This window comes from Lentzea sp. NPDC051838 (assembly GCF_040681245.1).
Lineage (GTDB): Bacteria > Actinomycetota > Actinomycetes > Mycobacteriales > Pseudonocardiaceae > Lentzea.
Genome location: NZ_JBFAYI010000003.1, coordinates 249,475 through 276,235, shown reverse-complemented (window position 1 = coordinate 276,235; position 26,761 = coordinate 249,475). Strand labels below are relative to the sequence as shown.

Genomic DNA, 26,761 nt, shown 5'->3' with positions numbered 1-26,761 from the left:
CCGCCAGCAATTCCAGCAGCCGAAGCGGTAGCGAATTCCTCAGAAAAACGGCCGGCTGCCCGTGAAGGGCAGCCGGCCGTCAGAAGGAGCTTGCTCAGTCAGCCTGGCCGTCGAGCGCGGCCTGGATCAGGTCGTCGACGCTCATCTCGTCGATGTCCTCGTCGTCCTGAGCCGCCGCCCCCTTGCCGATGAGCTGCATCAACGGCTCCAGCACGCCGATCTCCCGCAACTGGGCGAGCGGCACCCGCGCCAGCAGGTCACGGATTTCCGTCTCCTCGGATTCGACAGACACCGCATCCGGGATGAGCTCAGTCAGCACGTGCGTCGCGAGCTCTTCCGGTGACGGGTGGTCGAACACGAGGGTTGACGCCAGAGCCAGGCCCGTGGCGGCGTTGAGCTGGTTGCGCAGCTCGACCACCGCGAGCGAGTCGAACCCGAGGTCGCGGAACGGCCGGTCCGGGCGCACGACGTCGACGTCGGCCTGACCGAGCACCTCGGCCGCCCTCGTCCGCACCAGGTCCAGCACCTCGTCCAGCCGCTTCGCCGCGGGCAACGCCAGCAGCTTGTCGCGGAACGCGCCCTCGGCGACCGGAGCCTCCACAGTGGACTCCGTTGCGAGCTCGCGCAGCAACGGGTTCGGCCGGAAACCACCGGAGAACCGGCCCTTGTCCACCGCCGCCACCACCGCCGTCGGCAAACCCTCACCGACGAGCTGCCGCAGCGCGACGCACGCCAGGACCGGGTCCATCGACGCGATACCGGCACGTTTGGCGTTGGCCAGCGCGTCCTCGGTGTCGGCCATACCGCCGCCACCCCACGCACCCCACGCGATCGACGTCGCCGCGAGGCCTTGACCACGCCGGCGATCGGCCAGCGCGTCGAGCATCGCGTTCGCCGCCGCGTAGTTCGACTGGCCTGGACTGCCGACCGACGACGACGCGGACGAGAACAGCACGAACGCGTCCAGGTCGGAAGTCAGCTCGTCCAGCAGCAGCGCCGACGTGACCTTGCTGCGGAACACCGCCTCGAACCGCTCCGGCGTCATCTTGTCGAGCACGCCGTCGTCGATCACACCCGCCGTGTGGACGATGCCGGTCAACGGCCCGGGAATCGCGGAAAGCACTGCCTTCAACGACTTCCGGTCCGCCACATCGCACGCGGCGATCGTGACGTCGACGCCCAAACCGATCAGCTCCGCACGCAACTCCGCCGCACCCTCTGCCTTCAAGCCGCTGCGACTCACCAGAACCAGGTGCTCGGCACCGTTCCGCGCGAGCATCCGGGCGACGTGGCCACCGAGCGCGCCGGTACCACCGGTGATCAGGACGGTGCCCCGTGGCTGCCATTCCTGCGCCGGAACAGCTGTCGGCGCGGCGACCAAGCGGCGACCGAACAGTCCGGTGGAACGCACCGCGACCTGATCCTCGTCGTCGAGTCCGGAAAGGACGGACGTGACCCCGTTCGCCACGCGGTCGTCGATCACCGCGGGCAGGTCGATCAGGCCACCCCAGCGTTCCGGGTGTTCCAGCGTCACGACGCGTCCGAGGCCGTGGATCGCGGCCTGCGTCAGGTCTTCGAACGCGGTGCCGTTGACGGCGACACCGTCTCGGGTCGCGCACCACAGCGGTGCGGTGATGCCCGCGTCGCCGAATGCCTGGATCAGCGCGGCGGTCAGCAGCACACCCTGCGGCGCACTGCCCGAACCCGCGCCGGCACGTCCGAGCAGCGACAGCACACCGGCGAACGAGGTGCCGAGCGACCGCAACTCGTCCGCGATGGCCTCGCGATCCGGCGCCGTGACGTCGACCCGCACCACGCTGGTGCCGAGCGAGTCGATGACCGCGTCGCTCCACTCGTCGGCCCCGGCCGTGACGACGAGCCACGTGCCGGTCAGCTCGCCGGACCTGGTGGCGTCCAACGGCTTCCACGTGATGCGGTGCCGCCAGCTGTCGACCAGTGCGAGGTCGGTGCGTTGCTTGCGCCAGTCGAGCAACGCGGGCAGCACCTGCTCCAACGCTCCGGTGTCGACGCTGAGGACGTTGTGCAGCGACCCGAAGTCCTCGCCCTCCACCGCCGCCCAGAACGCCGCGTCGTCGTTGGCCGGGGCAGCGGGCCTGGCGCTCGACACCATCGTCGACGGCCAGAACCGCTGGTGCTGGAACGCGTAGGTCGGCAGCGTGATGGTCTTTCCAGCGCCGAAGAACGCTGCCCAGTCGACCTTCACCCCGCGAGCGTGCAGGCGGGCGAGCGCCGAGACGATCGACTGCTCCTCGTCGCGGTCCTTGCGCAGCAGCGGAATGCCTTCGACCAGACCGGACAACGTCGCGTCCGGGCCGAGCTCGACGAACGTCGTGACGCCGCGTTCGGTGAGCGTCCGCACGTTGTCCGCGAACCGCACCGCCTCCCGCACGTGCCGGACCCAGTACTCGGGGCTCGTCACATCGCCTTCCGCCACCACTGGAATCCGCGGCTGGTGGAAGGTCAGTGACTCCACGGTGGACCGGAACTCGTCGAGCATCGGGTCCATCAGCGGCGAGTGGAACGCGTGCGAGACGCGCAAGCGCTTGGACTTCCAGCGTTCCGCGATCGCGACCACGGCTTCCTCCGGCCCGGCGATGACCACCGAGTCGGGACCGTTGACCGCCGCGATCGCCACACCGTCGGTGAGATGCGGCAGCACGACGTCCTCGCTGGCCTGCACCGCGACCATCGCGCCGCCCTCGGGCAGTGCCTGCATGAGCTGGGCGCGCACGGTGACGAGCTTCGCGGCGTCTTCCAGGCTGAGCACGCCTGCGACGTGCGCAGCCGCGATCTCGCCGATCGAGTGGCCGGCCAGGAAGTCCGGTTTGAGGCCCCACGACTCGACCAGGCGGAACAGCGCGACCTCGACGGCGAACAGCGCGGGCTGCGTGGTGCCGGTTTCGTTCAACGTCTCCTGGTCGTCGCCCCAGACGATGTCCCCGAGCTTCGGATCGAGGTGGCTCAGCACCTCGTCGAAGGCGCTCTTGAACACCGGGAACCGCGCATACAGGTCGCGTCCCATGCCGAGTCGCTGCGATCCCTGGCCGGCGAACAGGAACGCGAGCTTGCCGGAGCGCGCCACCTCGTCCCTGACCACCAGCGGGTTGCGGACGTCGGCCGCGATCGCCGCGAGCGCGTCGGTCAACTCCTCGCGGCTCGCCGCCAGCACCACCGCGCGCTGGTCGAACGAGGCCCGCGTGGTGGCCGCCGAGCGAGCGATGTCCAGGAGATCCGCGTCGACGTCGAGCAGGCGCGCGGCCTGGTCACGCACCGCGGCAGGCGTCCGCCCGGACACCAGAACCGGAACCACCCGATAGTTATCCACAGATCGCTGAGCGGCCCCTTGACCAGCACTTTCGTCCGGTACGCTGGAAATTGGGGGGATCCCCGACGCCGGGGCTTCCAAGATCACGTGGGCGTTGGTGCCGCTGGCGCCGAACGACGACACGGCGGCGCGGCGTGCCCGGTCGACGGTAGGCCACGAGGTGCGTTCCTGCAGCAGCTGCACCGCGCCGGAGCTCCAGTCGACGTGCGAGGACGGCGTCGAAGCGTGCAGGGTGCGCGGCAGTTCGCCCGCCCGCATCGCCATCACCATCTTGATCACGCCCGCCACACCCGACGCGGCCTGCGTGTGGCCGATGTTCGACTTGACCGCGCCCAGCAGCAGCGGGGCGACACGGTCCTGCCCGTAGACGTTGAGCAGCGCCTGCGCCTCGATCGGGTCGCCGAGCTTGGTGCCGGTGCCGTGCGCCTCGACAGCGTCCACATCGGACGGAACCAGCCCGGAGGCCGCCAGCGCCTGCCGGATCACCCGCTGCTGAGCCGGGCCAGAAGGAGCGGTCAGGCCGTTCGACGCGCCGTCGGAGTTGATCGCCGAACCGCGCACGACGGCCAGCACCTCGTGTCCGTTGCGCACCGCGTCCGAAAGCCGTTCCAGGACCAGCATGCCGACACCCTCGGCCCAGCCGGTGCCGTCAGCGGAATCCGAGAACGCCTTGCAGCGCCCGTCCTCCGACAACGCGCCCTGAGCGCTGAACTCGATGAACCCGACCGGCGTCGACATCACGCACACACCGCCGGCGAGCGCCATCGAGCACTCACCCGTGCGCAGCGCCTGGGCCGCGAGGTGCAGCGACACCAGCGACGACGAGCACGCGGTGTCGACCGAGACCGTCGGACCCTGCAGGCCGAACGTGTAGGCGAGGCGGCCGGACAGCAGCGACGCGGACTGCGCGGTCTGCCACTCCAGGCCGGTTTCCTCCGCCGACGGCCGGTATTCGCCGCTGCCACCACCGACGAACACACCGGTGACGGAGCCGCGGATCGACGCCGGGTCGACGCCCGCCCGTTCCAGAGCCTCCCAGGCCGTCTCGAGCACGATGCGCTGCTGCGGGTCCATGACCATCGCTTCGCGCGGCGAGATCGAGAAGAAGTCCGGGTCGAAGTTCGGGACGTCGTAGAGGAAACCGCCGCTGCGAGTGACGCTCTGTCCACTGTAGAGGGAGGTGAGGTCCCAGCCGCGGTCCGCCGGGAAGTCGCCGATCGCGTCGCGGCCGTCGAGCAGCAGCTGCCACAGGTCTTCCGGCGACCGCACGTCACCTGGGTAGCGGCAGGCCATGCCGACGATCGCGATCGGTTCGTCGGTGGTCGCGCGGACCGTGTACTCGATCTCCTCCGCGCCGCCGAGGAGCTCGGTGAGCAGGTGCGTCGCGAGCTCATCGGGCGTCGGGTAGTCGAACACCAGCGTCGCGCTGAGCTGCAGACCCGACTCGGTCTGGAGCTGGTTGCGCAGGTCGACGGCGGTGAGCGAGTCGAAACCGAGGTCGCGGAACGGGACGTCCGGCTCGATCGCGCCGGTTCCGTTGTGGCCGAGGACGAGCGCGGCCTTCTCGCGGACGAGAGTGAGCAGCGCGCCGTGACGTTCGTACTCGGGCAGCTTGGCCAGCGTCCGCTTGAGCACTGGTTCGGTGACCGGCCTCTGGAACGCGCTGAAGAGCTTGTTGTTCTGCTGGAAGGTGTTCCAGTCGACGTTCGCGACGACGACGTTCGTCCGTCCACTCGCGACAGCCTGGTGCAGTGCCGCCAGCGCGTTCGGAGCGTCGAGGACCGGGATGCCGCTGTTCCTCAGGTGCGCGGCCATGCTCTGGTCGGTCGTGCCCTCCCACGGCGCATACGCGAGGGAGGTCGCCTTGAGGCCACGCGCTTTTCGTTGCCTGGCGAACTCTTCCACGATCACACTGTGCGCGGCCTGCTGTGCCTGGCCGCGGAAGCCCCACGTGCCGGCGACCGAGCCGAAGATCACGAACGCTTCCAGCTCGCGGTCGCCCAGCTGCTCGTCGAGCTGGCGCAACGACTCGATGCTGCCGAGATGGATCACCGCGGTGACGTCGTCGGTCAGCGTGTCGGTCGTGTTGGGCAACGACTTGAGCTGCTCGCCCATCGAACCCTCGGCGCCCACAAGCAAGATCTGCCCGGTCGGCGTCCACGGCGTGGTGGCCTCGATGCGGCGCAGCCGTGGCACGAACGCGCCGTCGGCGTGGAAGGTGACTTCCTGGTCCTGCGTCGGAGCGGCCCACGTGTCGGTTTCGACGCGGATCAGGCCGCCCCAGCGTTCCGGCTGCTCCAGCGCGGCGACTCGTCCTTCGCCCCAGACAGCGGGTTCGCTGCTGACACACCACAACGGCGCCGTGATGTCGTTGGCTTCCAGGATGCCCAGGATCTCGAACGGGCTGGCGTCCGTGGTCGAGAGGACGCCGGCGTAGTCACCGTTCTTGAGCTCCGTGACGGTGTCGCCGGTGAATCCCTTTGCGTCGCCGAGGACGAGCCACGTGCCTTCGCTCGTGGTGGGGACGTTGTGCTTCTCCCACACCACTTCGTACAGCCAATCGTCCGTTGTGGACTTCGGCGTGGTCGTCGGCCAGTAGCGTTCGCGCTGGAACGCGTAGGTGGGCAACGGGATGCGCTTCGCTCCGGTGCCGGCGAAGTACCGGTGCCAGTCGACGTCGGCACCGCGGACGTGTAAGGTGCCGAGCGCGAGTCCGAACGCGCTGACCTCGTCGCGGTCCTTGCGTTGCGTCGCAACGGCTCCGTCGACCATCGCCGCGAGCACACCGTCCGGGCCGATCTCGACGAACGTGTCGACGTCGCTCAGGCTCTGGACGTTGTCGTGGAAGCGGACCGTGTCGCGGACGTGGTTCACCCAGTAGTCGACGGTCGTGACATCGCCGGCGGTGGAGATCGGGATGCGCGGCGCGGTCAAGGTGATGCCGGCGATCGCCGCGCGGAAGTCGTCGAGCATCGGGTCCATCAGCGGCGAGTGGAACGCGTGGCTGACGGTGAGCTGCTTGGTCTTCTCGAACTTCTTGGCGATCTTGTCGACCGCGGTCTTGTCGCCGGCGATGACGACCGACTTGGGTCCGTTGACCGCCGCGATCGACACCTTCCTGGACTTGCCGAGCTGTTTCCTGACCTCGGCTTCGGTGGCGAGGACGGAGACCATCGCGCCGCCCTGGGGCAGCGCCTGCATGAGGCTGGCCCTGGCGGTGACGAGCTTGGCCGCGTCTTCGAGGGTCAGCACGCCCGCGATGTGGGCGGCCGCGATCTCGCCGATGGAGTGGCCGGCGACGTGGTCGGGCAGGACGCCGAGGCTCTGGACGAGCCTGGCGAGCGCGACCTCGATGGCGAACAGCGCGGGCTGGGTGGTGCCGGTCTGGTTGAGCTTCTCCTCGTCCTCGCCCCAGATGACGTCCTTCAGCTGCGGGTCGAGGTGCGCGAGGACTTCGTCGAGAGCCGCTTTGAACGTTTCGAACCGCTCGTAGAGGTCGCGGCCCATGCCGAGGCGCTGCGAACCCTGGCCGGTGAACAGGAACGCCGTCGTGCCCGCCTTGCGCGCCACACCGTTCGCGACCTCTGCTCCGTCGATCAGCAACGCACGGTGTGCGAACTGCGCGCGCGTCGTCGCCGCCGAGAACGCCAGATCCAACTGGTCTGCCTCGACAGCGCGGATCTGATCGATCTGAGCGCGCAGAGCATCGGAGGACTTCGCCGAAACAACGACGGGAGCCCCCTTGGGGGGACGCGAGGTCCCCACTCCGATCGTCGCACGGGAGGCCGACGATTCCGGGCTCGCAAGATCGACAACTGCCGAGTTGTCCACAGGCGCCGAGTTGTCCACAGATTCAGGCGCGCCGCCCTGACCAGCATTTTCGCCCGGTACGCTGGAAATCGGGGGGATCCCCGAGCCTGGCGCTTCCAAGATCACGTGGGCGTTGGTGCCGGAGAGGCCGAACGCGGAGATACCTGCTCGGCGCGGGCGGCTCGACGAAGGCCAGGTGGTGTTCTCGGTGAGGAGAGCGACCGGGCCCGAGGTCCAGTCGACGTGGGTGCTCGGGGCGTCGACGTGGAGGGTGCGGGGCAGCACGCCGTGGCGCATCGCCTCGACCATCTTGATCACGCCCGCCACACCCGCGGCGGCTTGGGCGTGGCCGATGTTCGACTTCACCGAGCCCAAGAACAGAGGCGTCGTGCGGTCCGCGAAGGTGGAGAGCAGGGCTTGGGCTTCGATCGGGTCGCCCAGCGTCGTGCCGGTGCCGTGTGCCTCGATGGCGTCGATGTCGCCCACGGACAGAGAGGCGTCCGCGAGAGCGCGGCGGATCACGCGCTGCTGCGAGGGGCCGTTCGGGGCGGTCAGGCCGTTGGAGGCGCCGTCGGAGTTGACGGCCGAGCCGCGCACCAGTGCCAAGACCTCGTGGCCATGAGCAACGGCGTCCGAGAGGCGTTCCAGCACCAGGATGCCCGCGCCTTCGGACCACGCGGTGCCGTCGGCGGCGTCCGCGAAGGCCTTGCAGCGGCCGTCGGGAGCGAGGCCGCCCTGGGTGGTGAACTCGACGAACGAGTCCGGGCTCGACATCACGGAGACGCCGCCCGCCAAAGCCAGGTTGCACTCACCGGACCTCAACGCGCGCATCGCCCAGTGCATGGCGACCAACGACGACGAGCAGGCCGTGTCGATGGTGACGGCCGGGCCTTCCAGCCCGAGGACGTAGGAGAGGCGGCCGGACATCACCGACGCGGTGTTGCCGGTGGCGAGGTAGCCCTGGATGTCGGGGTCGAGGGAGCGGCGCAGGACGTTCTCGTAGTCCTGGCCGTTGGTGCCGACGAACACGCCGGTCGCGCTGCCCTTCAACGACAGCGGGTCGATGCCGGTGCGTTCGATCGCCTCCCAGGCCGTTTCGAGCACCAGGCGTTGCTGCGGGTCCATCGCGAGCGCTTCCCGTGGCGAGATGCCGAAGAAGTGCGCGTCGAAGTCCGCGACACCGCTCAGGAAACCGGCCTCCAGCGACGCCGACGCGCCGGCGCCCAACGCCGCCAGGTCCCAGCCGCGGTCGGACGGGAACGAGCTGATGCCGTCGCCGCCCGTGGACACGAGCTCCCAGAACGCTTCCGGGGACGTGACGCCGCCGGGGAAGCGGCAGCCGATGCCGACGATCGCGATCGGGTCGTCGTCGACCCGCCGCACCACGACTTCTGCCGGGACGTCACCGACCTCGCCCAGCAGGAAGTCCGCCAGGTCGTAGGGCGTCGGGTAGTCGTAGAGCAACGATGCGGGCAGCGTCAGTTCGGTCGCGGCCTGCAGGCGGTTGCGGAGCTCCAGCGTGGTGAGCGAGTCGAAGCCGAGGTCGAGGAACGCGCGGTCCGGGTCGACGTCGGAGGCGTTGCCGTGGCCGAGGACCGCGGCGATCTGGCCGCGTACCAGGTCCAGGACGGCGCGGTTGCGTTCGGCTTTCGAGAGGCCTGCGAGTGCCTTGCGGAACTGCGGCTGCTCCGCTTCGACGACCTTTTCGGTGGTGTGGAAGCGTTTGACCTCGGGCAGGTCGCCGACGAGCGGTGCCGGACGCAGACCGGCGAGTGCGGGCAGGAACCGTTCCCAGTCGATTTCCGCGACCAGCACGGCCGCGTCGCCGTGTTCGATGGCCTGCTTCAAGGCCTGCAAGGCAAGCGTGGGCTCCATCGGCGTGAAACCGCCGCGCTTCAGGCGTTCCGCGACGCCGCCCGCCGTTGCCATGCCATCCGAACCCCACGGGCCCCACGCCACCGAGGTGGCCGGAAGTCCTTGCAGGCGGCGGTGTTCGGCGAAGGCGTCGAGGAAGGCGTTGGCGGCCGCGTAGTTGCCCTGGCCCGCGCCGCCGATGACGCCGGCGGTCGAGGCGAACAGCACGAACGCGTCGAGGTCCGACGTGAGCTCGTGCAGGTTGCGGGTGGCGTGGACCTTGGCGCGCAACAGGTTCGTGAACGACGTGGCGTCCATCGACTCGACGAGGCCGTCCTCGACGACGCCTGCCGCGTGGAAGACCGACGTCACCGGGTGTTCGGCGAGCAGCGCGGCCAGGGCGTCGCGGTCGGCTACGTCGCAGGACTTCACGAGCACGCGCGGGTCGTCGAAGTCCGCGGTTCCGGTGCGGCTGACGAGGATGACCTGCTCGGCGTCGTTGTCGAGCAGCCACCGCGCGACCTGCCTGCCGATCGCGCCCGTGCCACCGGTGACGAGCACGCGGCCCGGCCGGTAGTCGCGGTGCAGCGCGCTCGGGGTGCTGTGGATGAGGCGGCGGCCGTAGACGCCGGACGGCCGCACCGCGACCTGGTCCTCGGTTCCCGCGAGCACGCCGGGGATGCGGCGCGCGGTGTTCCAGTCGAGCGTGTCGGGGAGGTCGATCAGGCCGCCCCAGCGCTGCGGGTGCTCCAGCGCGATCACGCGACCGAGACCGTGAACGGTGGCGAGGTCGGGGTGGGCGATCTGCTCGCCGCCGCCGACCGACACCGCGCCCTGCGTCGCCACCCACAGCGGGGCGTCCTGGCCGGCTTCACCCAATGCCCGCACCACGGTCGCGGTGCGGACCAGCGCGTCCTCGGCATCGGTGTTCAGCGCCAGCAACGACAGCACGCCCGCGTAGTCGCCGTGGGCCTGCTCAGCGAGTTCCGCGGCGTTGACGACGACGGTTTCGACGCCGAGCGCGTCGATCAGTTCGGAGGCGTCGTGGTCGGAGATGATCAGCCACGGGCCGGTGAGCGTTGCCTGGGCCGTGATGGGCTTCCAGGTGACGGCGTAGCGCCATGAGTCCACAGTGGACTGCTGCTTGCGCGAGCGCCACTGCGCCAGTGCGGCGAAGTCCTCGCGTTCGACGGCGGCCCAGAAGTCGTCGTCGACGAAGTCTCCGTCCTTGCTCGTCGCGGTGACGGGCTCCGGCCAGAAACGCTGGTGCTGGAACGGATACGTCGGCAGCTCGACCTCGGCCGCGGTGCCGGCGAAGTAGGCGGCCCAGTCGACGGCCGTGCCGCGGACGTGCAGGCCGGCCAGCGCGGTCAGCAGCGTGACGACCTCGTCGCGGTCGCGGCGTGAAACCGGGACCAGAACAGCGTCCTCGACGAGTTCCTGAGCCATGCCGGTGAGCACGCCGTCGGGGCCGATCTCGAGGAACGCCCGGACGCCCTTGCTCTCGAGCTGCGTGACCTTGTCGGCGAACCGGACCGCGTCGCGCACGTGCCGCACCCAGTGCTCCGGGTTCGTGACGTCTTCCGCGATGAGCGGGATCGACGGCTTGCCGAACTGGATGCCGCTGATCGCCTCGCGGAAGTCGTCGAGCATCGGGTCCATCAGCGGCGAGTGGAACGCGTGGCTGACGGTGAGGCGCTTGGTCTTCTCGAACCTGGCGGCGATGGCGGTCGTTTCGGTTTCGTCGCCTGCGATGACGATGCTGCTTGGCCCGTTGATCGCCGCGATCGAGACGTTGCCGGTGAGGAGCGGGGTGATGTCGGCTTCGGTGGCCTGGATCGCGATCATCGCGCCACCGGTCGGCAGCGCCTGCATGAGGCGGGCGCGGGCCGAGATCAACGTGCAGGCGTCGTCGAGGCTCAGGACTCCCGCGACGTGTGCCGCGGCGATCTCGCCGATGGAGTGGCCCGCCAGGTAGTCCGGCGTGACGCCCCACGACTCGACGAGCCGGTAGAGCGCTGTTTCGACCACGAAGATCGCGGGCTGGGCGTAGCCGGTCTGGTTGAGTTCAGCTTCGTCGTCGCCCCACATGACGTCACGGAGCGGGCGGGCGAGGTCCGCGTCGAGGTAGGCGCAGGCAGCGTCGAGGGCGTCGGCGAATACCGGGTAGCGCTGGTAGAGCTGGTGGCCCATGCCGAGGCGCTGCGAACCCTGGCCGGTGAACAGGAACGCGGTGCGGCCGCGCGTCGTCTGGCCGCGGGTGACGCTCGCGTCCGGCTGGTCGTCGCGGAGTGCGGTGAGGCCGCGGGTCAGCTCGTCGCGGGTGCTCGCGACGACGACCGCGCGCTTCTCGAACGTCGACCGCTTGGTGGCGAGGCTCGCGGCCAGCTCGGTGAGGTCCGCGTCGACGTCGATCAGGTTGCCCGCGACCTGCTTCAGAGCGTCGTCCGCGCGCGCCGAAATCAGCACTGGCACCGCGCCGACCTGCGGAATCGATCCCGATTGGCCGGCCCCCTGGGGGGAGCCACCCCCCATCCCAATCATCTCAGAGGGGTCCGACAATTCCTGGCTCTCGGGAACTGGCGGGGCCGCTTCCAGCACCACGTGGGCGTTCGTGCCGGAGAGGCCGAAGGAGGAGACACCGGCGCGGCGCGGGTGGTCGGTGACCGGCCAGGCTTCCTCGGTGGCGAGGAGTTTGATCGAGCCCGAGGACCAGTCGACCTTCGTCGAAGGCTGGTCGACGTGGAGGGTGCGGGGCAGCACGCCGGCACGGAGCGCCAGGACCATTTTGATGATCGAGGCGACGCCGGAGGCCATCTGGGTGTGGCCGATGTTCGACTTCATGGAGCCGAGCAGCAGCGGTTGCGTGCGGTTCTGGCCGTAGGTGGCGAGCAGGGCCTGGGCCTCGATCGGGTCGCCCAGGGCCGTGCCGGTGCCGTGGCCGTCGACGGCGTCCACTTCGGACGGTTCCAGTCGCGCGTTGGCCAGGGCCTGGCGGATGACTCGTTGCTGCGACGGGCCGTTCGGGGCGGTGAGGCCGTTCGAGGCACCGTCCTGGTTGACCGCGGAACCGCGCACGACGGCGAGGATGCGGTGGCCGTTGCGCACCGCGTCGGACACTCGTTCCAGCAGGACCAGGCCGACGCCCTCGGCGAGCGTCATGCCGTCGGCCGCGTCGGAGTAGGCCTTGCAGCGGCCGTCCTTCGCGAGAGCGCGCTGGCGGGAGAAGCCGACGAACGCGCCGGGCGTCGCCATGACCGAGACGCCGCCGGCCAATGCCAGTGAGCTTTCCCCGTCGCGCAACGACTGGCACGCGAGGTGCAGTGCCACCAACGAAGAAGAGCACGCGGTGTCGAGGGTGACGGCCGGGCCTTCGAGGCCGAACAGGTAGGAGACGCGGCCCGACAGCACGCTCGAGAGCGTGCCGGTGATCATGTGGCCCTCGTCGCCGGGCTGGTCGGAGCCGCCCGCCGAGTAGTCCTGGTAGGAGGCGCCGATGAACGCGCCCGTCAGCGTTCCCTTCAGCGACTGCGGGTCGATGCCGGCGCGTTCGATGGACTCCCAGGCGGTTTCGAGCAGGAGACGTTGCTGCGGGTCCATCGACAGGGCTTCGCGCGGCGAGATGCCGAAGAAGCCGGGGTCGAAGTTGGCGACGTCGTGCAGGAAGCCGCCCTGCACCGAGTAGGCGCCGCCGGGGGCGTCCGGGTCGGGGTTGTAGAGGGAGTCGCCGTCCCAGCCGCGGTCGGCGGGGAAGCCGGAGATCGCGTCGACGCCGTTCATCACGACGTTCCACAGGTCTTCCGGAGTAGCGACGCCGCCGGGGTAGCGGCAGGCCATGCCGATGATCGCGATGGGCTCGTCGGACGCGACCGAGGCGATGACCGGGCCCGTGGGAACGTCCGCTCCGAGGAGCTCGCCGAGCAGGAACTCCGTCAGGGCGAGCGGGCTCGGGTGGTCGAACACCATCGTGGTCGGCAACGTCAGACCCGTTGCGGCGGCGAGCTTGTTGCGGAGGTCGACCGCGGTGATCGAGTCGAAGCCGACCTCGCGGAACGCCCTGTGCTCGGTCAGCGCGTCGGTCGAGGACATGCCCAGCACCGAGGCGGCTTCGGCGCGGACGAGGTCGAGCAGCTGCTGTTCGCGTTCGGCGGGCGGAAGGGCGCGCAGCCCGGCCGCGAAGGAGCCATCGGAGGTCGTGGTCTGCTCCGCGGCGACGGTGAGAGCGCGAACCTCCGGCAGCTCTTCGAAGAGCGTCGTCGGGCGCATCGCGGTGAAGACCGGGTAGTAGCGGTCCCAGGCGACGTTCGCGATGGCGATCTCGGTCTCGTCGTCCTCGATCGCGCGCTGCAGACCGGCCAGGGCCAGCCGTGCCTTCATGAACTCCAGGCCGCTGCGGCGGATCTGGTCGGTGTCGACGCGGCCGAGACCGATGTCGTCGGACCAGATGCCCCACGAGACCGAGGTGCACCTGAGATCCCGCGCGCGACGGTTGGCGGCCAACGAGTTCAGGTAGGCGTTACCGGCCACATAGGACGCGTGGTTGCCGGAGCCCCACATGCCGGAGATCGACGAGAACAGCACGAACGCGTCGAGGTCCTCGGTCAGCAACGCGTCCAGGTGGGCGGCGCCGTCGACCTTCGCGGCGAGGATCTCGCTCAGACCCTCTACAGTGGACCCGTCGATCGAGTGCAGGCCGATCACCGCGGCGGTGTGGATGACCGAGCGGATCTCGCGGCCTTCCGCGCGCAGGTCGTTCAGCATGCGTTCGACGTCGTCCCTGCGCGCGATGTCGCAGGCCACGACCGTGGTGGGCGCGCCGAGTTCTTCCAGCTCCGCGACGAGTTCGCGGGCGCCGGGCGCGTCGATGCCGCGGCGGCTGGTGAGCACCAGGTGCTCCGCGCCCTTGTGAGCGAGGAAGCGGGCGACGTGCGGGCCGAGCGTTCCGGTGCCACCGGTGATGATCGTGGTGCCGCGCGGGGTCCAGTCCCGGGTTTCCGGCTTCGCGGGTGCGCGGACGACGCGGCGGGCGAGGGTGCCGGACGCGCGGATCGCGAGCTGGTCCTCGTCGCCGGCGTTGACGAGGGCTGCCAGGAACCGTTGCGCGGCGCGCTGGTCGAGCTCCTCCGGCAGGTCGATGGAGCCGCCCCAGCGTTGCGGGTGCTCCAGCGCGGCGGTCCAGCCGATGCCGACCGCCTGCACCTGTGCCGGGTGGTCGACGGTGTCCGCGCGGCCGGTGGAGAGGGCGTTGCGGGAGATGTTCCAGATCTTGGTGGTGAGGCCGGTGTCCGCGACCGCGTTGATCAGGTTCACGGTGAGCAGCAGACCTGTTGGCAGGCCCAGGGCTCCGGGACGTTCGTCAGTGGGCAGCAGCGAGACGATGCCGTCTGCTCGGGTCAGTTTGGCCGCGATGGAGGCGCGGTCGTCGTCGGCGTCCAGGACGATTCGCTGCACGTCGCCGAGCGCGTTGACGACGTCGGTGTCGTTGATCGCGTCCGTGGTGACGACGGCCCAGGTTCCGGCGAGCTTGTCGTTGTCCAGTCCGCGCAACGGCTTCCACGTCGTGCGGTAGCGCCAGGAGTCCGTTGTGGACTGGTCGCGGCTGGTCTGCCGGAACGTGGTGAGCGCGGGCAGGACGGCGGCGAGCGTGGCCTCGTCGAGGTGCAGGCTCTGGGTGAGGGTGGCGAGGTCGGACTGTTCGACGGCCTGCCAGAAGGCGTCGTCGACGGGGTCCTGCGCGGCGACCGGGTGCTGCGGCGGGCCGATCCAGAAGCGCTCGTGCTGGAACGGGTAGGTGGGCAGGTCGACGCGGGTGCCTTCGAGGTGCCACTGGACCGGCAGGCCGCGGACCCAGACCTCGGCGAGACTCGTGAGGACGCGGTTCAGGCCGCCGATGTCTCGGCGCAGCGTGCCGGTGACGACGCCGCGCTTGCCTTCGAGGGCGTCCTGCACGCCTGGCGTGAGCACCGGGTGGGAGCTGACCTCGACGAAGACCTGGTGTCCTTCGGCGATGAGCTGCTCGACGGCCTCGTTGAGGTGCACGGTCTGGCGGAGGTTCGTGAACCAGTACAGCGCGTCGGTGTTCTCGTTCAGCTCGCCGGTGACGGTGGAGAGGAACTTCGTGTGCGGGGTCAGAGGGGTGATGCTCGCGAGGTCGGTGAGGACGTCGTCGCGGATGTCCTCGACCTGGGCCGAGTGCGAGGCGTAGTCGACCTCGATGCGGCGGACCCTGGTTCCCTGCTCGACCAGCTTGCCGCACAACGCGTCCAGCGCCTCCAGGTCACCGGAGACGGCGACGCTGCGGGGGCCGTTGGTGGCGGCGAGGCTGAGCCTGTCGCCCCATTCTTCGAGGTGTGGCTGGACTTCGTTGGCGGACAGGCCGATGGACACGATGCTGCCGCGGCCCGACATGACGCGGCCGATGGCCTGGCTGCGCAGGGCGACGACCTTGGCGGCGTCTTCGATGCTCAACGCCCCTGAGACGGCCGCGGCGGCGATTTCGCCCTGGGAGTGGCCGATGACGGCGTCGGGGGTGACGCCGTGGTGCTTCCAGACCTCGGCGAGGCTGACCATCATGGCCCAGCTCGCGGGCTGGACGACGTCGACGCGGTCCAGGCTTTCGTGGTTGCGGATGACGTCGAGCAGGTTCCACTCGATGTGGGGTTGGAGGGCGGCGGCGCACTCGGCCATGCGGGCGGCGAAGATCGGTTCCTCGTCGAGGAGCTGCGCGCCCATGCCGACCCACTGCGAGCCCTGGCCGGGGAAGATGAACGCGACCTTGCGCTCCAGGTCCGCCGTGCCGCGGGTTTCCGCGCCGTCGAGGATGACCGCGCGGTGGTCGAAGGTCGGGCGCAGGGTGAGGCTGTAGGCGATGTCTTCCCGGCTTGCGTTGATGTCGGCGAGCCCGGCGATCTGGGCGCGGAGGGCGGCGTCGGATTTGGCCGACACGAGCCACGGCACGCTCGTGGTGCTCGGAATCGATACCGATTCGCCGGCCCCCTGGGGGGAGCCACCCCCCATCCCAATCGTCTCAGACGGCACCGACAGTTCTGGCGCGGTCGCCTGCTCCAAGATCACGTGGGCGTTCGTGCCGCTGATGCCGAACGACGAGACGGCGCAGCGGCGGGCGCGGCCGGTGTCGGGCCATTGAGTCGTGTCCTGCAGGAGCGAGATGGTGCCCGGGGTCCAGTCGACGTGCGTGGAGGGCTCGCCGGCGTGGAGGGTGCGGGGCAGGACGCCGGCGCGCAGGGCCATGACCATCTTGATGACGGAGGCGACGCCCGCCGCGGACTGGGTGTGGCCGATGTTCGACTTCACCGAGCCGAGGAGGAGCGGGCGGTCGGCGTCGCGGTCGCGGCCGTAGGTGTTGAAGAGGGCTTGGGCTTCGATCGGGTCGCCGAGAGAGGTGCCGGTGCCGTGGGCGTCGAGGGCGTCGATGTCGCCCGGAACGACGCCGGAGTTGGCGAGGGCCTGCATGATCACGCGCTGCTGCGACGGGCCGTTCGGGGCGGAGAGGCCGTTGGAGGCACCGTCCTGGTTGACGGCCGAGCCGCGGATGACGGCCAGCACACGATGGCCCGCCGCGAGAGCGTCGGACTGGCGCATCAGCAGGAGCATGCCGATGCCTTCGGAGAGGATCATGCCGTCGGCGGAGTCGGAGAACGACTTGCAGCGGCCGTCACGAGCGAGCGCGCGCTGGCGGGAGAAGGCGATCAGCGGCTTCGGGTTCGGCATGATCGTCGCGCCACCGGCCACGGCGAACGCGGACTCGCCGGTGCGCAGCGACTGGCACGCCAGGTGCATTGCCACCAAAGAGGAAGAGCAGGCGGTGTCGACGGTGACGGCCGGGCCTTCGAAGCCGAAGACGTAGGCGACGCGGCCGGACAGAACAGAAGGCGAGGTGCCGGTGACCTGGTAGCCCTCGGAACCGCCGTCACCGCCGCCGTACTCGATGTAGGAGGAGCCGATGAACGCGCCGACCTTCTTGCCGCGCAACGCGGCCGGGTCGATGCCCGCGCGTTCGACGGCCTCCCAGGTGGTTTCCAGGAGCAGGCGCTGCTGCGGGTCCATGCCCGTGGCTTCGCGCGGCGAGATGCCGAAGAACGCCGGGTCGAAGTCGCCCGCGTCCGGCAGGTAGCCGCCGGCCGTGGTGTAGGTGGTGCCGGGGCGGTCGGGGTCCGGGTCGTACATCTGCGCCATGTCGAAGCCGCGGTCGGCCGGGAACTCCGTGATCGCGTCGGTGCCGGCGAGCACCATGTCCCAGAAGGCTTCCGGGGTGTCGGCGTCGCCGGGGAAGCGGCAGCTCATGCCGACGATCGCGATCGGCTCGTCCGAGTCGATCTGCGCCGAGTAGCTCAGCGCTTCCTCGGCGGACCCCAGCAGCTCGGCCAAGAGGTGATCAGCCAGGACCACGGGCGTCGGGTAGTCGAAGACCAGCGTGGCGGGCAACGGCAGGCCGGTGGCGTCGGACAGCTTCTTGCGCAGCTCGACGGCGGTCAGCGAGTCGAACCCGATGTCGCGGAACGCGCGGTTCTCCCCCACCTCCTCGACCGAGCTGTGGCCGAGGGTCGCGGCGGCCTCGGCGCGGACGAGCTCGACCAGCCGCCGCTTCTGGTCCTCTTCGGACAGTGACCGCAGCTTCTTCGCGAACTCCGAGTCGTCGCGCTTCACCTCCTCGACGACGGTCAGCGCGCGAACCTCGGGCAGATCCGACAGAAGAGCCGACGGGCGGACCGAGGTGAACAGCGGGAAGTAGGTGTCCCAGTTGATGTCGACGACGGTGACGCACGTGTCGTCGTGCATCACGGCACGGTTCAGCTCGACGACGGCCTGGTCCGGCTGCAGGAACGTCAACCCGCGGCGCGCGAGGTTGTGGGACATGGCCTCGTGCGTCGCCATGCCGACCTCGGCCCACGGGCCCCACGCGATCGACGTCGCCCGCAGGCCGCGCGCGCGACGGGCCTCGGCCAGGGCGTCGCAGTAGGCGTTCGCGGCGCCGTAAGCCGCCTGGCCACCACTGCCCCACACGCCCGCGATCGAGCCGAACAGCACGAAGAAGTCGACCTCGCCGACCAGCGCGTCGAGGTTCGCGGCGCCGATCACCTTGGCGGACAACACCCCCGCGAAGTCGTCCAGCGACGTCAGCTCAAGCGGAGCGTGTTGCGCGGCACCAGCGGTGTGCACGACGCCGGACAGGTTGGAGATGCCTTCGACGACAGCGGAAAGCGCTGAACGATCGGCAACGTCGCAAGCGACGATCGACACCCGCGGGCCGAGCTCCTCCAGCGACGCCTTCAGCTCCGCGGCGCCCGGCGCGTCCATGCCCCGGCGAGAAGTCAGCACCAGGCCGGAGACCCCGCGCTCAGCAAGCCACTTCGCCGTCGTGGCACCAAGTCCGCCGGTGCCGCCGGTGATCAGCACCGTGCCGTGGGCGGTGTAGTCGGACGGCAGCGCGTCGACCGGCCGGTGCGCCAGACGACGTCCCATCACACCGGACGACCGCACCGCCAGCTGGTCCTCGCCACTGAGGCCCGCGACGCAGGACACGAAGCGGCGCAACGCGTTCTCGTCCAGCACCTCGGGCATGTCGATCAGACCGGCCCAGCGCTGCGGGTACTCCAACGCCGCCGCCCGGCCGAAGCCCCAGACCGCGGCCTGCGCGGCGGACCGCACCGAGTCGGAGGTCTCGGCGGCGACCGCGCCGGACGTGACGGCCCAGATCGGCGTCTCGACGGACTTGACCAGCAGAATCGACTGCTCCAGGCCGGTCGTCAGCGCCTGGGCCGGCGACTCGTCCAGCGCGACCAACGACACCACGAGATCACACTCGGGCACGTCAGCGACCGAGGTGATGACCGTGACCTCGGCGCCGTACGCGGCAAGCGTTGCGCGGTAAGGCTCGGCGTCGACGGCCGGAGTCGTCAGCACGGCGATGTGACCGGACAGGACCGGGGTGCCCGTGATGCGGACCGGCGCCCACAGCACCCGATAACGCCACCCGTCGAGGAGCGACTTCTCCTGGTTGCCCGCCCTCCACGACGACAGCGCTGGGATCAGCGAGTCCAGCGACGCGCTCTGCTCCTCCCCCAGCCGCAACAGGGCGGCAAGCTCACGGGCGTCGCCGCGTTCGATGGCCGCCCACAGCTTGGCGTCGGCCGGGTCCGCGTCCGTCACGACCGGGGCGGTCGAGCCGAGCGGCCAGTAGTACTCGTGCTGGAACGCGTAGGTCGGCAGCGCCACACGGTGCGCGGGACCGAAGTAGGTCCTCCAGTCGACGGAGACACCGGCGGCGAACAGGCGTGCCAGCGCGAGCGCGACGGATGCCTCTTCCGAACGGTCCTTCCGCAACACCGGGATCGCGCCTTCGACCAACGCCGAGAGCGCGCCTTCCGGGCCGATCTCCACGAACGTCGTCACGCCGGCAGTGCGTGCCGACTCGACGTTGTCGTGGAACCGGACAGCCTCTCGCACATGTGAGACCCAGTAACCGGGCGCGGTCACGTCACCGGACGTGTGCAGCGGGATCGACGGATTGTTGAACGAAATACCGTCGACGATCTGCTGGAACTCGTCGAGCATCGGCTCCATCAGCGGCGAGTGGAACGCGTGCGAGACCGCAAGTTGCTTGGTCTTGCGATCGTTACAGCTTCTAGCAATCGCTAGAACCTCTTGCTCGACGCCCGCGATCGTCACCGAGGACGGGCCGTTGATCGCTGCGATCGAGACGCCGGACGTCAGCAGCGGGGCGATCTCGGCTTCCGTTGCCTGGATGGCGACCATCGCGCCGCCTGTCGGCAACGCCTGCATCAGGCGCGCGCGGGCCGACACGAGGGTGCAGGCGTCGTCGAGAGAGAACACGCCTGCCACGTGCGCGGCAGCGATTTCGCCGATCGAGTGGCCGACGAGGGCGTTGACCTTGACGCCCCACGACCGCACGAGGCGGAACAGCGCGACTTCGAAGGCGAAGAGGGCGAGCTGGGCGTTGCCGGTCTGCTGGAGGTCTTCCTCGGAGGAGCCCCACATGACGTCGCGGACGGGCAGCCGTTCGAGCACCTCGTCGAGCGCAGCGGCGAACACCGGGTAGCGGGCGTAGAGCTCACGGCCCATGCCGAGGCGCTGCGAGCCCTGGCCGGAGAACAGGAACGCCACCTTGCCCGGCGCGACCTCGCCCTCGACCACGGCGGCGTCAGCGTTCTCGGTTGCGAGAGCCCCTAGCGATCGCAAGAGGGTCTCACGATCGTGAGCCACTATCGCAGCTCGCTGCTCGAACGCCGACCGGGTCGTCGCGAGTGAGAAGGCCAGGTCGCGCAGTGAGACGTCAGACGCCTCGACGAACGAGCGCAGGCGCGCGGCCTGTCCCCGCACGGCGCGGCGGGTGCGTCCGGACAACACCACCGGCACGACGACGTCCGAAGGCGCGGAACCCGGAACGTCGGCGGCCGGCGGCTGCTCGATGATGATGTGCGCGTTGGTGCCAGAAATGCCGAACGACGACACACCCGCGCGGCGCGGCCTGTCCACGGAGGGCCAGGAGCGCGACGACGTCAGCAGCTCGACAGCGCCCTCGGTCCAGTCGACGTGCGACGAGGCGGTCGTGACGTGCAGGGTCTCCGGCACAACGCCGTGCCGCATCGCCTGCACCATCTTGATCACACCGGCGACACCGGCGGCGGCCTGCGTGTGGCCCATGTTCGACTTCACCGAGCCGAGGAGCAGCGGTTCGGTGCGGTTCTGGCCGTAGGTGGCGAGCAGCGCCTGGGCCTCGATCGGGTCGCCCAGCGTCGTGCCGGTGCCGTGCGCCTCGACGACGTCCACGTCGGACGAAGCCAGCCCGGCATTGGCCAGCGCGGCACGGATCACCCGCTGCTGGGCAGGTCCGTTGGGGGCCATCAGGCCGTTCGAGGCGCCGTCCTGATTCACCGCCGAGCCGCGGATCACGGCGAGGATCGGGTGTCCGTTGCGCTGGGCGTCGGACAGGCGTTCCAGCACGACCACACCGGCGCCTTCGGACCAGCCGACACCGTCGGCGGAGTCGGAGAACGCCTTGCAGCGGCCGTCCGGCGACAGACCGCGCTGCCGGGAGAACTCGATGAGCGCGGTCGGCGTCGACATGACCGTGACACCACCGGCGAGCGCGAGCGAGCACTCCCCCGCCCGCAGAGCCTGCATGGCCCAGTGCATTGCTACCAAAGAAGAAGAGCAGGCGGTGTCGACCGTGACCGCCGGACCTTCGAGGCCCAGCGTGTAGGAGACACGTCCGGACACAATGGACGGTGAGGTGCCGGAACCCTGGAAGCCCTCGAAGTCGCCGCCGCCGAGCCGGGCGCCGTAGTCGTTGTACATGACGCCCGCGAAGACGCCGGTTTGCGTACCGCGCAACGAGACCGGGTCGATGCCGGCGTGTTCGACCGCCTCCCAGACGACCTCCAGCAGGATGCGCTGCTGCGAGTCGGTGCCGAGGGCCTCGCGGGGGGACATGCCGAAGAAGCCGGCGTCGAACTCGCCCGCGTCGTGCAGGAAGCCGCCGGAGCGCGAGTACGTCGTGCCGGGGTGGTCGGGGTCGGGGTGGTAGAGGTTCTCGAGGTCCCAGCCGCGGTTCGACGGCAGACCGGAGACGGCGTCGCCGCCTTCGGACACCAGGCGCCAGAGGTCGTCCGCGGAGCCGATGCCGTCCGGGTAGCGGCAGCCCATGCCGACGATCACGATCGGGTCGTCCGAGACCGCGGCCCGAACCTCCTGCGGCAGCACGACATCGGCGTCGAACAGCTCGTCCAGCAGGTGTGCGGCCAGTGCGACGGGCGTCGGGTAGTCGAACACCATCGTCGCGGGCAGGCGCAGGCCGGTGACGGCGGTCAGCTGGTTGCGCAGTTCGACGGCGGTCAGCGAGTCGAAGCCCAGGTCCTGGAACTGGCGCGTGGGTTCGATCTCGTCGCCGGACGCGTGACCGAGGACGGCCGCGACCTGGGCGCGGACCAGCTCCAGCACCGCGTCGGAACGCTCTTCGGCGCCCAGCCCGGACAGCCTGCGGATCAACGTGTCGGCGGTCTCCGAACCCGATGCCGCGCGGCGCGTGCGGACCCGGATCAGGCCGCGCAGCAACGGCGGCACCTCGCCGCGCTGCCGCAACGTCGCAAGGTCGAGGCGCGCGGGCACGAGAGCCGCGGCGGTGGACGCCACCGCGCGGTCGAACAGGCCGAGGCCCTGCTCGACGGTCAGCGGGGGCATGCCCGTGCGGGCCATGCGTTCGGCGTCGGCCTCGGTGAGCATGCCGTCGCCGGCCCACGCGCCCCACGCCAGTGACACCGCGGGAGCGCCGGTGGAGCGGCGGAACTCGGCGAGCGCGTCCAGGAAGTGGTTGCCGGCGGCGTAGTTGGCCTGGCCGGCCGTTCCCCACGTGCCGGCCAGCGACGAGAACAGCACGAGCGGGACGCCGGGCAGCGCGACGTGGAGGTTCCAGGCGGCGTCGACCTTCGGTGCCAGTACCGGGTGCAGGCGTTCCGGGGTCAGCGACGAGATGACGCCGTCGTCCAGGACACCGGCGCTGTGCACGACGGAGGTGATCTCGTGCTCTGCCAGGAGGTTTGCGAGCGCTTGAGCGTCCGCGACATCGCAGGCGACGACAGAGACGTTGGCGCCCAACGCTTCCAGTTCTGACACGTCACCTGTGCCGCGGCGGCTGACCAGCACCAGGTTCTGCACGCCGTGGTCGGTGACCAGGTGTTTCGCGACGATCTTGCCGAGGCCGCCGGTACCGCCGGTGATCAGAACCTTGGCACCCCACTCGATCGGGGCTTCCTCTATGGCGGCGCGGGCCAGGCGCGGCGCGTAGATCTCACCGTTGCGCAGCGCCAGTTGCGGTTCGTCGGAGGCGGCCGCGGCGGCGAGTGCGGCGGTGGAGGCGTCGGTGCCGTCGAGCTCGATCAGCGAGAAACGGCCCGGCGACTCGGACTGCGCCGAACGCACCATGCCCCACACCGCGGCCGACGCGAGGTCGGTGCTGCTCGTGACGAAGACGACGCGCTCGTCGTGTTCTTCTTGCAGCAGGCTGAGAACTCGCTCGGTCAGTTCGTGGACGGAGGCGACGACGTCTTCGGTTCCCTGCAGGTGGAGGACGATGGCTTCGGAACTGTCGGCTTCGGGAACCGTGACGGGCACCCAGTCGACCTGGAACAGCGAGTCGCGGTCCACTGTGGACTCCGTGGCGACCGCACGTACGACCAACGAGTCGACGGAGACGACCGGCTTTCCGGCGCCGTCGACCGCCGCGATGGCGTAGGCGTTGTCGTTCGTGCGGGTCAGGCGGACGCGCAGGCTGGAGGCGCCGGTCGCATGCAGCGAGACGCCTTCCCACGAGAACGGCAGCCCGGCCTCGCCCTCGCCGGAGACGATCGCGGCGTGCAGGGCCGCGTCGAGAAGTGCCGGGTGCAGGCCGAATCCGGCCGGGTCGACGCCTTCTGGCAGTTCGACCTCGGCGTAGGTGACGCCGTCTTCTGCGCGCCAGACCTTCTTCAGTCCCTGGAAGACGGGCCCGTACTCGAAGCCCATCGCGGCGAAGTTCTCGTAGTCGACGTCCAGGGCTGTGCCCGCGGGCGGCCACACCGTGGTGTCGAAGGAGGTTTCGCGTGCGGGAGCGCCCAGGATGCCGATCGCGTGCTGCGTCCACGGCTCGTCGTCGGAGCCTTCGGCGCGCGAGTAGATCTTGACGGTGCGGCGGCCGTTGGCGTCCGCGTTGCCGATCCACAGCTGCACCTGGACGCCGCCGCGTTCGGGGACGATCAGGGGAGCGGTCAGGGTGAGCTCTTCGACGCGATCGCAGCCGACTTCGTCGCCCGCGCGGATCGCGAGCTCCAGATAAGCCGTGCCGGGCAACAGAACCGCGCCGCGCACCGCGTGGTCGACGAGCCACGGGTGGGTCTGGCGGGTGAGGCGGCCGGTGAGCAGGGCGCCGTCCTGGTCGGCGAAGCTCACGGTCGCGGTGAGCAGCGGGTGGTGTGCCGCGCCGAGACCGGCGGCGCGCGGGTCGTGGAAACCGCCGCCGCCCTTGGGCCAGTAGCGCTTGGTCTGGAACGCGTACGTGGGCAGGTCGACGCGCTTCGCGTTGGTGTGCGCGAAGTACTGCTGCCAGTCGATCTTCGTGCCGCGAACGTGAAGTGCCGCCAGCGCTTGGGTGATGGCTTCTTGCTCGTCGCGGTCCTTGCGGAGGAGCGGGATTCCTTGCTCGACCAGTGCGGAGAGGATGCCGTCGGGGCCGATTTCGAGGAAGTGCGTGACGCCGTGGGTCGTCAGCCAGTTGATGCCGTCGGCGAACCTGACTGCCTGGCGGACGTGGTCGACCCAGTAGTCGGCGGTGGTGATGTGGTCGACGCGGGCCTGTTCGCCGGTGAGGTTCGAGACGAGCGGGATGATCGGTGCTTCGAAGGTGATGTTGGCGATTTTCGTTCGGAACTCGTCGAGCATCGGTTCCATCAGCGGCGAGTGGAACGCGTGGGAGACCTTGAGCTGCTTGGTCTTTTCGAAGTGCTTGGCGACTTCGCGCGCTTCTGCTTCGGCGCCGGCGATGACGATGCTGGTGGGGCCGTTGATGGCGGCGATGTCGACGTTTTCGGTGAGGTGCGGGCGGACTTCGTCCTCGGTGGCCTGGAGCGCGATCATCACGCCGCCGGGCGGGAGGTTCTGCATCAGGGTGGCGCGTGCACGGACGAGTTTCGCGGCGTCTTCGAGGCTGAACACGCCGGCGATGTGGGCGGCGGCAATCTCGCCGATCGAGTGGCCGGCTACGAAGTCCGGCTTCAGGCCCCAACTTTCGGTGAGGCGGTAGAGGGCTACCTCGATGGCGAACAGCGCGGGCTGGGTGTTTGCTGTTTCGTTGAGGGCTTCCTCGTCGTCGCCCCAGATGATGGCTTTGAGGTCTGGGGCGAGGTGGTGGAGGACGTTGTCGAACGCTTCCGCGAAGGTTTCGAAGCGGTCGTACAGGGCCTTGCCCATGCTGAGGCGTTGGGCGCCTTGGCCGGTGAACAGGAAGGCCTGCTTTGTGCGGGCGGCGGTGCCCTGGACGAGGCCGGGGGCCGGGGTGCCGTTCGCGAGGGCTTCGAGGCCGGTGCGGAGGTCGCCGACGATGGCCGCGCGGTGGTCGAACGACGCGCGGGTGGTCGCGAGAGAGTAGGCGAGGTCGAGGGCGGGGGCGTCGACGTCGAGGAGTCGTTCGGCTTGGGCGCGCAACGCTTCGCGCGAGCGGCCAGAGATCAGGACCGGCACCGCACCAGGCTCGATCGACGCGACCCCGGCGTTCGGAATCGATACGGATTCGCGGGCCCCCTGGGGGGAGTCACCCCCCATCCCAATCGTCTCAGGCTGGTCTGACAATTCCGGGGCGGGCGCCTCTTCGATGATCGTGTGGGCGTTGGTGCCCGAGAGGCCGAAGGAAGACACGGCGGCGCGGCGGGGCTGGCCGGTGGCAGGCCACGGGGTGTTCGAGGTGACCAGCTGGACTGCGCCCGCGTCCCAGTCGACGTGGGTGGAGGGAGTGTCGACGCCGAGGGTCTGGGGGACGATGCCCGCGCGGATGGCCATGATCATCTTGATCACCCCTGCCACGCCTGCCGCGGCCTGGGTGTGGCTGATGTTGGACTTGACGGAGCCAAGCAGAAGAGGCTGATCAAGAGGGCGGCTGCGGCCGTAGGTGGCCAGCAGGGCCTGGGCTTCCACCGGGTCGCCCAGGACGGTGCCGGTGCCGTGGGCTTCCACGACGTCGATCTGGTCGCTGGACAGGCGGGCGTTGACCAGGGCTGCCTGGATGACGCGTTGCTGGGAGGGGCCGTTCGGGGCGGTCAGGCCGTTGGAGGCGCCGTCCTGGTTGACCGCCGAGCCGCGCAACACCGCCAGCACTGAGTGACCGTTGCGGCGCGCGTCCGACAACCGTTCCAGGACCAGCATGCCGACGCCCTCGGACCAGCCCGTGCCGTCTGCCGAGTCGGAGAAGGAGCGGCAGCGGCCGTCGGACGAGAGACCGCCCTGGCGGGAGAACTCCACGAAGGTGGCCGGGTGCGCCATCACCGTTACGCCGCCGGCCAGAGCCAGGGACGACTCCCCCGCGCGCAGTGACTGCATGGCGAGGTGCATTGCCACTAGAGAAGAAGAGCAGGCCGTGTCCAAGGTGACCGACGGGCCCACGAAGCCGAGGGTGTAGGAGATTCGGCCCGAGATCACCGAGTTCGAGGAGCCGAGCAGGACCATGCCCTCTCCGCCCTCGCCGGGGCCGAGCTGGTAGTCCTGGTTCATCGCGCCGGCGAAGACAGCGGTGGCGGAACCCTTCAGGGCGTGCGGGTCGATGCCCGCTCGCTCCAGGGCCTCCCAGGTGACTTCCAGGAGCACGCGCTGCTGCGGGTTCATGCCCAGGGCTTCGCGCGGGGAGATGCCGAAGAAGTCGGCGTCGAACTCGCCCGCGCCTTCCAGGAAGCCGCCCTGGTCGCTCGACGAGAGAGCGAGCATCTCGGGGTCCCAGCCGCGGTCGGTGGGGAACGCGCGGATGCCGTGTTCCCCGGAAACGACCATCTGCCACAGATCTTCGGGACTGCGCACGCCGCCGGGGAAGCGGCAGCCGATGCCGACCACGGCGATCGGTTCCGACGCGGCCGATTCGAGGTCCTGCAGGCGCCTCTTCGTGCGCTGAAGGTCCGTACTGGCCCGGCGGAGGTAGTCCCGGAGCTTCTGTTCGTTGTCCATCCCTCAACCCATCTCGAGACGCGACCTGTCAGG

Annotated in this window: 1 protein-coding gene; it reads right to left on the bottom strand. The window is 69.9% G+C overall.

Going from position 1 to position 26,761, the window contains the following annotated elements; genetic code table 11:
• Positions 1-94 precede the first annotated feature (94 nt).
• A complete protein-coding gene (locus AB0M24_RS10130; protein WP_363763701.1) occupies positions 95-26,728 on the bottom strand; it encodes a type I polyketide synthase in 26,634 nt (8,877 codons plus the stop codon).
• Positions 26,729-26,761 lie beyond the last annotated feature (33 nt).

What these genes read in the sequence shown, in the direction of transcription:
- AB0M24_RS10130 (WP_363763701.1), bottom strand. Translation starts at nt 26,728, where the DNA reads ATGGACAACGAACAGAAGCTCCGGGACTACCTCCGCCGGGCCAGTACG.